General features: G+C 33.0%; 15 protein-coding genes. 9 read left to right on the top strand and 6 right to left on the bottom strand.

Features of this window, described 5'->3' with window-relative positions:
* Positions 1–395 precede the first annotated feature (395 nt).
* The gene (locus tag BMX53_RS14140) at positions 396–1,094 is read left to right on the top strand and encodes a DUF6266 family protein (protein ID WP_074747077.1); all 699 of its coding nucleotides are present in this window, start codon (positions 396–398) and stop codon (positions 1,092–1,094) included.
* A 71-nt stretch (positions 1,095–1,165) separates the two neighbouring features.
* Here BMX53_RS14140 and BMX53_RS14145 read toward each other — a convergent pair whose 3' ends face one another.
* On the bottom strand, positions 1,166–1,690 hold the full coding sequence (locus BMX53_RS14145; RefSeq protein ID WP_074747079.1) for a hypothetical protein: 525 nt from the start codon (positions 1,688–1,690) through the stop codon (positions 1,166–1,168).
* Positions 1,691–1,843: 153 nt separating this feature from the next.
* Here BMX53_RS14145 and BMX53_RS14150 point away from each other — a divergent pair, with 153 nt between their 5' ends.
* Complete coding sequence (locus tag BMX53_RS14150; RefSeq protein ID WP_074747081.1) at positions 1,844–2,296, top strand: hypothetical protein; 453 nt, start codon at positions 1,844–1,846, stop codon at positions 2,294–2,296.
* Between the two features lie 124 nt (positions 2,297–2,420).
* Complete coding sequence (locus BMX53_RS14155; RefSeq protein ID WP_074747083.1) at positions 2,421–2,915, top strand: nucleoside deaminase; 495 nt, start codon at positions 2,421–2,423, stop codon at positions 2,913–2,915.
* Between the two features lie 366 nt (positions 2,916–3,281).
* Here the strand turns inward: BMX53_RS14155 and BMX53_RS14160 are convergent, their stop codons facing one another.
* Together BMX53_RS14160 and BMX53_RS14165 are read right to left on the bottom strand one after the other, a co-directional pair.
* Positions 3,282–4,160, bottom strand: a complete 879-nt coding sequence (locus BMX53_RS14160; RefSeq protein ID WP_244154521.1) for a hypothetical protein — start codon at positions 4,158–4,160, stop codon at positions 3,282–3,284.
* Between the two features lie 285 nt (positions 4,161–4,445).
* Entirely contained in the window at positions 4,446–4,901 is a 456-nt protein-coding gene (locus BMX53_RS14165; RefSeq protein WP_074747087.1) for a hypothetical protein, read from the bottom strand.
* Positions 4,902–4,952: 51 nt separating this feature from the next.
* On the opposite strand from BMX53_RS14165, the gene BMX53_RS14170 reads away from it, so the two are divergent.
* The 6 genes from BMX53_RS14170 (at position 4,953) to BMX53_RS14195 (ending at position 9,462) form a co-directional block, all read left to right on the top strand.
* The gene (locus BMX53_RS14170) at positions 4,953–5,669 is read left to right on the top strand and encodes a DUF1963 domain-containing protein (RefSeq protein WP_074747089.1); all 717 of its coding nucleotides are present in this window, start codon (positions 4,953–4,955) and stop codon (positions 5,667–5,669) included.
* A gap of 195 nt (positions 5,670–5,864) precedes the next feature.
* Positions 5,865–6,296 (top strand): MarR family winged helix-turn-helix transcriptional regulator, encoded by a 432-nt coding sequence (locus tag BMX53_RS14175; protein ID WP_074747090.1) that lies wholly within the window; start codon positions 5,865–5,867, stop codon positions 6,294–6,296.
* 18 nt (positions 6,297–6,314) lie between these two features.
* Positions 6,315–6,731, top strand: coding sequence for a DUF1330 domain-containing protein (locus tag BMX53_RS14180; protein WP_074747092.1), 417 nt, complete (start codon positions 6,315–6,317; stop codon positions 6,729–6,731).
* A 4-nt stretch (positions 6,732–6,735) separates the two neighbouring features.
* Positions 6,736–7,614: an alpha/beta fold hydrolase gene (locus tag BMX53_RS14185; protein WP_074747094.1), complete on the top strand. Its 879-nt coding sequence runs from the start codon at positions 6,736–6,738 to the stop codon at positions 7,612–7,614.
* Between the two features lie 66 nt (positions 7,615–7,680).
* Positions 7,681–8,940 (top strand): erythromycin esterase family protein, encoded by a 1,260-nt coding sequence (locus BMX53_RS14190; RefSeq protein ID WP_074747096.1) that lies wholly within the window; start codon positions 7,681–7,683, stop codon positions 8,938–8,940.
* Positions 8,941–8,952: 12 nt separating this feature from the next.
* The gene (locus BMX53_RS14195) at positions 8,953–9,462 is read left to right on the top strand and encodes a YfbM family protein (RefSeq protein ID WP_074747097.1); all 510 of its coding nucleotides are present in this window, start codon (positions 8,953–8,955) and stop codon (positions 9,460–9,462) included.
* 41 nt (positions 9,463–9,503) lie between these two features.
* Here BMX53_RS14195 and BMX53_RS14200 read toward each other — a convergent pair whose 3' ends face one another.
* From BMX53_RS14200 to BMX53_RS14210, 3 genes are all read right to left on the bottom strand, one after another.
* Positions 9,504–9,917, bottom strand: a complete 414-nt coding sequence (locus BMX53_RS14200) for a hypothetical protein (protein WP_074747099.1) — start codon at positions 9,915–9,917, stop codon at positions 9,504–9,506.
* A 250-nt stretch (positions 9,918–10,167) separates the two neighbouring features.
* Positions 10,168–11,052, bottom strand: a complete 885-nt coding sequence (locus BMX53_RS14205; protein WP_074747101.1) for an outer membrane beta-barrel protein — start codon at positions 11,050–11,052, stop codon at positions 10,168–10,170.
* Position 11,053: 1 nt separating this feature from the next.
* Positions 11,054–13,143 (bottom strand): MBG domain-containing protein (locus BMX53_RS14210; protein ID WP_167357251.1); only part of this gene is annotated, 2,090 nt, incomplete at its 5' end.

Below are 13,143 nucleotides of genomic sequence, written 5' to 3' on the forward strand. Positions count from 1 at the left end.
TTTTCTCCTCTATCTACCTTCATTTGATTAAAAAACATAAAAAAGTGAATCACTTTTTTTTACACCAAAAATAATCAAAACACTAATTGTCAATTACTTATATAAAACCATAAAAAACACGACACACTCTCAAGCCAGTGTTTATGGGCTATCGAGGCGATTCCTTTCACAGTTCTCCCAGGATTCTCCCATTTTGCTCTATACAAAGGCCTTTTTGTAAGAGAACCGTAAAATCATCATAGAACTATCCTAGACTAAATTATCTCTAGAACATCCTCTGAATAATATGCAAATCCAACGATATAAAGTTATTATTAACCAAAACTTGTTTGATTCATATTACAATTGGTAGTCTAACTTCCTTTACTTTACCACTATCTAAAAAAAATAAAATCATGGCTGAAATTAAAGAAGGAATACTAGGTGGTGTACGTGGTAAAGTGGGTACAGTAGTAGGATATCAATTTAGAGGTAAGAATATTATCCGAGCACTGCCAAGACGCTCTTCAAAAGCGGCTTCAGATGCTCAAATATTACAACGCAGTAAGTTTAAGATAGTGATGGCTTTTCTAAAAGGTATTCAAAAATTTGTCAATGCACATTATCCCATAATAGAAGTTGATGGAGATCAAAAGATAGGCATTGATCAGCTCAGATCTACAATCATGAAAGATGGATTATTGGTTATAGATAATACGCTACAGATTATTCCTCAGAGAGTACTTCTCTCTATAGGCGTATTACCTCCAGCAGCTATAAAGAAAGTAGCTTTTCTCAAAGATCACAAAGTAAAAGTACAATGGAACGATACCATCGTCAATGTACTTACTCAACCTACTGACCAATTAATAGTCATAGCATACAATGATGAATTAGACGCTTTTCACATTGAAGAGAATGTTGCGAAACGAGAAGATAAATACACTCACTTTAACTTAAATGAAAATTGGACAAAGGGAAATATCCACTTCTGGAGTGTATGGACAGCCGCAGATCAGTCTATTCATAGCACTAGTATATATCACTATTCTTTAGTTCTTGATAAAACAGGTGTAGAGGAAGATAATAACGCAAATGTAGAAGCAGCTGAATAATAAAACAATTTAGAACCAAAAAGGGCAGTAACACTTAGTAGTACTACTGCCCTTCATTTATTTATATTATATTACTTTATACGTGTCATACGCAAAATCGCTTTATGAGCTCCTTCTATCTCTCCAGATTTAGGTTCTATATTCATTTCCCCCATTATAGTATCAGAAGTAATAGAAGTTATTTGCCATTTATCTGTAGAGTTATTAATCAACACAGTCATCATAAGTTGCATATCCATGGAGATGGTATCATTAGCTGAATCATAGTCAGATACCTCTTCACATAATTCCCAATTACCTATCACTAGAGACTTGTCTTTTTTTCTAGGTTTTTCTCCCATAAAATAAACTTTCTCATAACTTCCATTCTTGTGAAATACAGTATAATCTTGATTCATTTTAGATGAGTTATAAGCACTAGGACGTTGTTTTAAGATATTGCCATCTTTGTCATAGACTACAGTTTCTACTTTCCATTTGCCAGTGATACTTTTTTGTTCTTTATCTAAATAAGGTCTACTCGAATTTTTGGCCAAGGTTAGTGTAGAAATAAGCACAAACATTAAGGCACCTAAGTATTTGGTGGTGTGATACATCGGGGGACTATTATGGTTAGTTAATAAAGCAGAAAAATACAATAATAAATGATTCAAGAATCATAACATATCTTAATTTTTACTGAATATTGTTATTTAATTGATCTACTTCTCTTATTAACTGTATCTTTAATCAACTTATAAACATCCTCTATGAAAAAGGCGCTACTTATTATTCCTATTTTAATTCTACTTACAATGGCCTTTAAGCCATATCAGTCCCCTAAACTTCCTTCTATGCCGATAAACGAGGCTAGCTTAATTGGCAAATGGAAACTAGATAAAATAGAATTATACGATAACAAAGATTCGTTACAAAAGACAATTACTCCTATCACTGACAAAGGTTTAAAAGACACGACTATAGAATTGTTATCGAATAATAAAATAAAACTGATCGAAAATCAAGTCATTAATAACGATGGGTTTTCTGATATGCATACTTGGTCTGTGAGTAAAAACACACTTGTTATCAAAAAACAACAACTAGAGGTACCAATGAAGATTACTTCGGTATCTCCAAAACAAGTTTTGCTAGAGTTAATGAATCCAAAAGCTGAAGCTAAAGAACACAAAGCAATTATCTATTTCCATAAACTAAATTAATGAATAGTTCATTCACGTCTGTAATAAGTTCATTCAGTACATATTTTTGATACTTGACATCATTTAACACATCAGATATTTAAGGGATTGGTAATTTCACCCTCTCAAATCAACACTGTAACTGATGAATACTTATCACCCTCACTTTATGGAACGTGCCATAGAATTATCTAAAGATGCTTATCTCTCTGGAGAAGGTTTACCTATCGGCTGTGTAATCGTAAAGAATGGCAAAATAATTAGTGAAGGTCACAACGAGATCTTTAAACGAAAGAACCCTACTGCACATGGAGAGATGGTAGCTATAGAGAAGGCTTGCCTTTTTATAGATAATCTGTTATTAGAAGATTGTGAATTATATACTACATTAGACCCCTGTCCAATGTGCTTTAGTGCTATTTATTGGGCTAAGATCAAAACTGTTTATTACGCTTGTACTAATGAAGATGCTGCAAAAGTAGGCTTTGATGACTCTTTTATTTTTGAACAAATGCAAAAAGACAAATCAGAACAACTTATACCTATGCATCATTTTGAGAATATTAATGCTTTTGCTGTATTGACTGAATGGAAATCACTAGAACAGAAATCCGCTCAACCTTGGCAGAATCAAGAATAAACAACCACACTAGGTAATTACACCATAAATAGTTTATTTTTTACCAATAAAATAAACTTAAATCAATAAATATGAGATTTTAAATAGTTTTTATAACCAAAAAATCACAAATTAACATTTACAGCTCTTACAAATGTCCATAAAACACCTTTAAATGTCTAAATAATACCAATTTAATGTTTTTATATACAATACATTTGCATCCGTTAGAAGTACAACTTCTAAAATGACAATAAAATTCGCCCAAGAGTAATAGTAATATTGCTCCAAAAAATAAGAAACTTCTTTCAAAAGAATACAACTTATTCAACAAAACACAACTGATGTAGCCTATTAGAATGCCTCGCTCCAAGAGGCATTTTGTTTTTATTTACTTGCTATAACACACTTTTCATAAAGTCCTAATACATTGGTCACAGGAATAGCAGAGGACAATTTCTTATATTGTTCTTCATCTGTATAATAAATATATTCTTCTGTAAATCGCTGTATAAAATAAGAAGTTGTAAAAGAGTCTTCTTTTTGTTCTTTAATTAAGAAAGCACTACTAGACTTACTAGCTGTAGTACATTTCTGTTTTAGTTGAGGTAATAAACTAATACTTGTATTGCGTTCTCTAGACAACGTAATATTCTGAAATTGAGTATTGGGTAAATTATCAATAATCAGCTTATCATTATTATTCACACTAAAGGTATAACTATCTCCTCGATCATCATCTCTCTTTACTACTGCATTGTATTCAAACTGTAATATCTTGTTCAGTTTCGTCTGTGCTTTATTAGGTACGAAGATTATTTTCTCATGAGAGATAATCTCTGCATTATTTACTTCACCTGTCTTTAGCAGATCTATAACTATGTTTAACTGTACCTCTTTACTGTACAGATAAGGTTTTTCATATTCAATGATAGGATAATGAGTAATTGCTTTATTATACTTCCAAGTATTCATCGCTATACCAGAGATCACTACTTCTTCACTATCATTGAGAATAGCAAGACAAATACTCCAGTCTGATGTAGCAGAAGTCTGAAAAGGAATAAGGTAAACAATACCAGGTGTAGTAAGTGGACTTTCTTTTAAAGCTACATTGTCAAAGTCAACGTATTGATAGTAATTATCTAAATCTACCTGAGCCAGAATTAATTCTACACTGCGCTGTAAATCGTTAGATGCGATATATCCAATATGACTATAACTATCACTTATACGCTCACCTGCATAAGTACAGCTGATGCTCATAAACAACACTATCACATAAATACGATTAAACAAACCCATTAACTTAAAATAGAGAATAAAATAAAAATATTAACCTATTTAACAAATATATACGTTTTCAATGAGATAGATGTGTGTTATGCTAAATAATTATTTAACATTTATTCGCTAAGTGTACAACTCAATGTACATTCAAAAAATAAGGTAAATAGAATATGATTCAAGAGTACTACTCTTATCAAAAACAATGGAATTAGATCGGTTTATAACAAAAAGCTAGTTGGCATAAGACAGTTTTTTGAAAAACTATTTCTTATAAACAATAGGAAATCTCTTGTGAATTATCCTTGATAAGGCTCCAAAAACAATTAGAGTAATTGAGATAGGTAATACACTATAAAGAAAAGTGTAACTAACAGATTCACTAAATGAGTATGTACTCCAGCTCGCTTCTCTGTCCATAAATACGCTAAGGTCTTCAAAGAACCACAAGAAACAAACTAAAGCACTATGTACTAAAAGCTGGATACCAAACCTCTTAATACGAATGATAAAGACTGTACACAATATGTAAAATACACTTACTACAATAGCTCCTACCCATGCATCTGTATAAAAGTCAAAAGTGATATCACCTGATGGAGTATCTCTAAATCTATACATAGAGGCTATCGTCTGCATATAAGACAACCCTATAAACAGCAACCAATATAGTATAACACTAATCCACTTGTTCACTCTATTTTGTAATATCTGGTCCATCTAACTATTAATAAGTATTTATATCTTGCCTTGTCTTAAAAACTACATACAATGTACAATAAAACTTTTGACATAATCAAATTTTATGCACATAAGCATCAATATATACCTGCTTCTATTGGGATAGAAGACTGGATGCCTGACCACTATATACTACACACAGATATAGATATTCCATTAGGTCAATCTCGCTATGGTGGGCCAGTGATTGACTTACCTATCGGAGTAGAACACCCTGAGAATTTGCGCTATGCAGGTCAGATTGATTTAGCTAAATTCTCTCCTTTTGACAAGACAGGACTATTGCCAAAGACAGGACAGCTGATCTTCTTTGCAGATATCATGACAGATACAGGTAAAGTTATTTATGCTGATGTAGCTAACGATGAATTAGTTCGCCATATCGTAGAGCATGAAGACAACTTCTACTCTGGTGTCTTAATCGATAAAGTAGAAGCTGGTATGGAGTCTTTCTCTGAACGATATAGAGCTCCTGAGGATGAAGACGAAGAAGATGACGCAGATGAAGACGGGTTATTCTATGATTACTTCGCAGGTACAGAAGTTTCTAAGGTATTCGGAATGTTTACACATTGCCAATTGGGGAAAGATGAAATCTTAGAGGTGATCAACTCTGATAAAATAGTCTTGTGGCAAGTAGGTGAAAACGACTTTAATGATGAGGGGGTATTTAGTATTTTGATTAAAGAAGAGGATCTAAAAAACCGCAATTTCGATAACTGTGAATATTACTGGGGACAGTCTTAATCAATGAGGAATTAAAAATGAATAATTAGGAATTTTTGCCTACGGTATTATAGTCTGAATTGGGAGTTTAAGATTAATAAAACCTGTAGATTATGTATAAAATAAATTTATTTAAAAAAAATTAAATCACTGTATTTATTCATTTAATGATTATTTTATATTTGCAAAGTATTTGACAACTCAAACATATTGCAAATGATAAACGAATCATTAAAACTATTATTTAGCCTTACCAAAACACAATCTGTCATCAATCGAAAGTTTGATAGACTAAGTGTTCACGGTTTGGGATACACAGACTTTATGCTACTTCACTTACTTGCTTCTGATACAGAACAACAAATGAGACGAATAGATTTGGCAAGCCGCATAGGGCTAACACCCTCAGGTGTTACACGTCTACTGAGCCCTTTAGAAAAGAACGGTTTAGTCGGTCGCAAAAGCAATGCTCGCGATGCCAGAGTAAGTTATGTGATATTGACAGAGACAGGTCAGCGCGTGTATGAAGAAGCTAAAGTCACAGCAGAAGCGGTAGCCATGGATATTCTTCCTAAAGTAAAAGTAAATCAACTCAATGCAATATTCGAATTGTTTAAACAATTTGATGTCAACGAGGATGACTTTTAATAAATACAATGAATACAAATGAAACAAACTTACTTAACTGCAGATTTTGAAGCAGGAAAAAGATTATTCTTAAAACAGTTACAAGGGAAAATAGTCAACCTTAATTTAATTCGATTGAAAGAAGTAGCGGACTATTCCGAGCACCCAGAATTACAAAGCAAAGAAACAATAAGTGGCTTTGACGCTTATCAGAAATACATAACATTAACCCTTCCTTTTTTAGAAGCGAGTGGAGGTAAAATATTGTATATCGGCACAGGAGATCAGTTCTTAATAGGTCCTCAAGAAGAAAGTTGGGACTTGTGTATGTTAATCGAACAAAATAGTGTGGCTGATTTCTTTGCCTTTGAACAAAACCCAGAATATATGAAGATAATAGGTCATAGAACAGCAGCTGTTGCGGATTCAAGATTACTTCCCCTTCAAAACTTGTAAAACAATGGAACATCAAGCACTAATAAACGGCATTAACATACAGTATGAAACTTTTGGAACGAAGTCTAATCCCGCTGTATTACTAATCTCTGGATTAGGTACATCAATGACCAGATGGACGACTCCTTTCTGTGAATTACTCGCAACTAAAGGTTACTATATTATCCGATATGACAATAGAGATACTGGATGCTCAACATTCACTGACAAAAAGTTTAATTCCCCTGAAGAAGTATTCGCTGTTTTGGGTAAAGGCATCATAGAACCTCCTTTCTACTCCTTATATGACTTAGCCAAAGACGCTATATTATTATTAGATTACTTGGAGATTTCAAAAGCACATGTCATGGGACGCTCTATGGGAGGTATCATTGGGCAAATCATAGCAAGCAAATATAAAGAACGTGTACTATCACTAACTATTATAATGTCTTCTTCGCTTAATCCTATACTTCCTCAAACTTCTCCTGAGGTAATGGGACGTATGATGGCTCCTCTGCCTAATTATCAGACAGACAGAGAGAATCATATCAAGGCAAGATTAGTATTTACAAAGTTTATATCAAGTACTAACTTGCCCTTTAATGAACAAGAAGAAATAGCATTAATAGAGAAGGACTACAACCGAAATGAGAGATCTAATAATACGCTAATGCATGTCTGTGCAGTAGGTTTTACGCCTTATAACAGAGAGATTACAGCTTCTATTACTTGTCCTACTCTAATCATACACGGTACTATAGATCCTATATTCCCAAAAGACCACGCTTTAGATCTACATCAATCTATTGCTAATTCTAAGCTATTACTAATTGCTAATATGGGACATGATCTACATCAAGATAGACACGCTGAAGTAATAGAGCGATTTATAGAACTCTAAACCGAACAACTATTTTGTACAACGAGACAATGTAATTATCTTTATCCTATAACCAACCCAAATATTATGACTATTAAAAAAACGTTACTAGGTTTATTTCTTTTTGTAGCTACGGCGAGTACTGCTCAAGAAAAAGAAATAATTCCATTCACATATGATATAAAGACAAACCAATATAAAGGGTTAACTCCTATCATCAATGCTTTAAAAGACAATACAATAGTAGCATTAGGTGAAGGAACACATGGTACTAAAGAATTCAATGACATAAGAATAGAGTTAATTAAAGACTTAATTACTAATCACAACTTTAGAATTATTGCTTTTGAAAATGCCTATGGAGATACTTACATGATTAATCAAGTCATCAACTCTACTGGTGATTTACAAAAAACGATGAAAGAAAATTTAGTGTCTGTTTGGCAAACCAAAGAAATAGAGAACTTATTCTCATGGATCAGATCTTATAATAAAAAAACAAAAGACAAGGTCACTCTAACTGGTGTTGACACTAACTTTCTAAACAATGCTACTTCTGTTCTACTAAACGAAAAAGATTTAGTACGCAATAAAACATATTACGAAAACTGTTTAAAACTATCTGAAGGAGCTAAAGCAATTGATTACAATTGGGCAAACTCTAATACTCCTAATTTTGAACCAGATTATAATAACTTAATCAAAGTTGGTACAGAAGCTTATCAACTAACGAAAGAAATGACTACTAAGTATAGTGATAAACTCTCTACTACAGCTAAAATAGCATTATATAATCTCGAGTTAGGTTTTAGAATGTTCTATGAGATTAGTCAACAAAACGAGACTTATACTCGTGATTTTATGATGGCTGAAACAGTAATAAAGACACAATCTTTACTTAATCAGAAGATGATTATTATCGCTCATAATGGACATATCGGTCTGACACAATCTCTAATAGATCCTATGGGAGAGTATATCAAAAAGCAGTATGGTACTAAGTTTTATTCTTTAGGAACTTTTACTGCTAATGGTACTTACAGTGCGATGACAGATAATATAGATGTAAAAGTCAGTAAATACAGTACTTATGAATTACCTAAAGTTTTAGGCAATTCTCTAGAACAACAAATGGAGCAATACCCTGAAAAAAACTACTTTGTAGACTTTAGAAATACTCCATCAAGTGTATTCGATTCTCCTAAAAAAATGAATTGGATAGGGTATAAAAAAATGACTGAAGAAGAACAGACAAAATACATGACAATCCCTAATGTAAAACTAAGAGATCACTTTGACGGTTTTATCTTTATGAATACAACAAGAGCGTCTGAACATATTAACTAAAAAACACAAACTATGGGAATGATTAGTAACTTACTGCGTGTAAGCCAAGAAGAATTAACTAGCTACGTACAAGATAGCTCTTTATTTGAAGATAGAATTTATCAAGATTACGATGAAAATAATATAGATACAGCTCTGGTTGATATAGATAAATCTTGGGAAACCATTGCTTTCTTGTTCGGGAACGGTGAAGATGATTATTTAGAAAGTCCATTAGCTAAGGCTATATTTGGATCACATACATTAGATGAGAGTCAGGATATTGGATATGGACCTGCTCGCTTTGTAACTACTGAACAAGTAAAAGAGATTAATGAATTACTATCTCAATTGTCAAATGAAGAGTTGAGAAAGAGATTCTCTCCTGAAAAATTAGAACAAGAAGAGATATATCCTTCGTTTTGGTCAGAAGCGGATGAAGATGAAATATGGGAATACCTATCTGATAACATCAATACAATAAGAGAGATTTATAGTACTGCAGCTAAAAATGATGAAGCTGTAATTACGTTTATCAATTAATACAAAAAGCCCTCAGTACAAAAGTATTGAGGGCTTCTATATTACTTCTTATCAATGCATTTGACTAAAGTATCAAATGCTTTCTTATCTATCTTTAGTTTCTTAAAGTCTGGTTCTTCTGGATCAAGAGCATTAAGTGATTGATAGATACCATCTCGTTGAGGTTGAATAATTAACCAAGAGACTACGCTCTCTACCATCTGAGGTTTCTTAGGATTATCAGACAGATTATTTCTAACATAAGCCTTAATGATAACCGTTCCACCTGTGGTATCTTCTATTCTTACATAGTAGTCTTTACCAGGATAATCAAAGTCACTATTTTTCATAATCTGAGCCAACAATGTATTACAATCTTGTGATGCCAGACTTGTCTTGTCTTTTGCCCAAATACCTGTATTACTTAGCAATAGAAATGCTATGATATAGTGTTTAATAAATTTTCTCATCTTCATAGTTCTCCAATTTTAGTATTCCTAACTTAGTAAAAGTAAGTAAATCAGATGAGTAAAACATATAAAACCCTATTTTTTCACTGTATTTAATAGAAACTATCCTTTATGGATACATTATTTACCCAGATTCTACATTAGTCAAATACTATGAGCTAATTTTACTTTATATCCCTTTCTCTCTCATTAATCATTCTCCTGCTGAATATAGATAAAAAACAAATAGGGCTGTCTACGGACAGCCTTATTTAGTTTAATCAAGAGTATGACTTCTCTTTTTTGTTTTATTAATATTAAACGAATACTTCACTTTAATACCAAGGTTATAGTTCTTATAAGTCATCTTACCTAAATTACTTTGTAAGTTAGAATTGATTATAAGTGGATTTTCTAAATCTCTATCATACCCCACTAAGGATGTAGATGCTCCCTCTTCAGCAGTTCCTTCATTAGCTAGGTTGTTTAACCCAATATCAAAGTACATTCCTACATATAGAGAACTCTTATCTGACATCAATTGCTTAACTCCTATCTCTGCTACATAAGCCCAGCGATTCTTTAATTCAATCTCGTTGTTCTTAGTTGTCCCACTAAAATCTCCAAAACCAACAAAATGAGGTCCATGCAATTCGATATCATATTCTGAGTAATAACCTGATGTACTTAAAGACCCCATCTTAGTACGTGCTACAGCATCTTCTAAATGTAAACTATAAGAAACTCCTGATTTGACAAAGAAACGAACAGACTCACCTGCTGTTTCGTACTGTAACATCAAAGGTATATTAAGCTGTTTTAAAGTTACCTTTTCTTTTACTTGTCCTCCTTTATACCTAAGTATAAAAGCATCATTATCTCTGTCTACTGCTTTTAAGTTTCCATTAAAACTCTTCATTCTAGATTGTGTATAATACTGAGAATAACTAGGCTCTATGTGAATACTGAAGTTCTTATTTAAGTATTGTCCATAGCCAACTCCAACATTAAAACCATTACCTACAACAGCTGAAGTACCTGCATTATTATCTCCATAAGTCTTAGAAAAGTGTGGTGCAAAAAACACTCCTACTTCCTGTGCTTGAGAAGTATAGTAGCCCATCAGAGCTACCATACTTAAAAATATTATTTTCTTATTCATATTACTTTACTGAGAAACGAATTGTTTGTTTTTTACCATTAATATCTACAACTGCTAGATAAATTCCTGCACTTAATTGAGTCGGTATTACTACGCGGTTTTCTCCTATACTAAGTTCTTGTCTATAAATAAATCTACCGTCTGGAGTTAAGATTTCAACTCTTCCATTTTCAAACTGCGCTGCGCTATAATCAACCATAATATTAGTTGTCATATCGCTAGACGAAACTGGGTTAGGATAAAGTTTTATTTCTTTACTCTGTTCTTCATAGATGTCAATACGAGTACTATAAATCTCTTCTCCTGTTGTTGTTTTTACTATTAAATAGTAATAATCATTAGGATTTAATTTATCGACTCCTGCCTGTCCTACAGAATAACTCTGTTTAGTACTTACTACTACTCCGTTTCTAAACCACTGGTAACTTACGAATGCATAACCTCCATTAGTAGAAGGGTTATTGTTTATCAACAGTGTGTTTTGGAACTTCTGTAAGATAATTAACCTATCCTCTATTGGCTTGATTAGTTTAAGTGTATACGTCTTACTTGTCTTACCATCTTCTGACGTCACTGTGATATCCTTATAATAAACTTTAGGATCACGAGTGTCTACAGTAAATGCCTCAGGCACGTTTAACGATGAATAGTCTGTGAACGACACAATATCTACATCTGTGATATCCTCATAAGGTGTAGGTCTAAGCATATGTTCAATTACTTGACCTGGCTTTTTATAAACTACTCCATTAATAATAAGCTCAAAAATCTCTGCATCCTTACTTGGTGTACGATCTTCTTTAATCTCAAATCTCGCTGTTAATCTCAAGTCGTTATAATTAGTTCCCCCAACAATTCTAGCAACAGCTTCATAGATACCTACTTCTGTTTGTTTTGCTTTTTCATAAACCACAGTCACGCCTGTTGGTAATGCTCCTGTAATTTCAATGAACTGTTCAGCCTTATTATATGCTACTACTTTGTCAATGAAGCTCACTCCTGTAATATTAGCTTTATTAATTTTTAAAGTTGTAGTTAAAACTAAATCTTCATAGTTATCACCTCCTTTAATAATTGCTTTCGCTAAGTATTCTCCTGCATTTACTCCTTCATTACTTTCGTAAGATACACTAGCTTCTTTTGGTAACTCTCCTACTATTTCAATTCGTTGAGTCAATCCATTATAAGTAGTCTCTTTCCCTTTAAAAGTAACTCCAGAAATAGCCGCTTTAGCAATCTTTACAGTAGTTGTGAACTTCTTATCTTCATAGTTCTTACCTCCTTTTACAATTGCTTCTACTGTGTAATCTCCAGCTTCTGTTGGCACTCCTGTTAAAGTTTTACCTTCTTTGTCCTTGTAATTATATTCTACTACTAAGTCTGTTGGTACTCCTTCTACTTTCACCTCTTGTGGATTACCGTTATAAGTAACTGTTTTACCCTCTAGTGTTCCATTAGGAATTACTGCTTTAGAGATTGTTACTTTAGCTTCGAACTTCTTATCTTCATAGTTCTTACCTCCTTTTACAATTGCCTCTACTGTGTATTCTCCAGCTTCTGTTGGTGCTCCTTGAATTGGGTTACCGTCTTTTGAGTAAACATAAGTAACTTCAAAATCACTTGGTACTCCTTCTACTTTCACCTCTTGTGGATTACCATCATAAGTAACTGTTTTACCTTCTAGCGTTCCATTAGGAATCACTGATTTAGAGATTGTTACTGTAGCTTCGAACTTCTTATCTTCATAATTAGTTCCTCCTTTTACAATTGCCTCTACTGTGTATTCTCCAGCTTCTGTTGGTGCTCCTTGAAGTGGGTTACCGTCTTTTGAGTAAACATAAGTAACTTCAAAATCACTTGGTACTCCCTCAACTGTTACACCTTGCGGGTTACCATCATAAGTAACTGTTTTACCTTCTAGCGTTCCATTAGGAATCACTGCTTTAGCAATTGTTACTTTAGCTTCGAACTTCTTATCTTCATAATTAGCACCTCCTTTTACAATTGCCTCTACTGTGTAATCTCCAGCTTCTGTTGGTGCGCCTTGAATTGGGTTACCATCTTTTGAGTAAACATAAGTAACTTCAAAAT

This window comes from Myroides marinus (assembly GCF_900109075.1).
Lineage (GTDB): Bacteria > Bacteroidota > Bacteroidia > Flavobacteriales > Flavobacteriaceae > Flavobacterium > Flavobacterium marinum_A.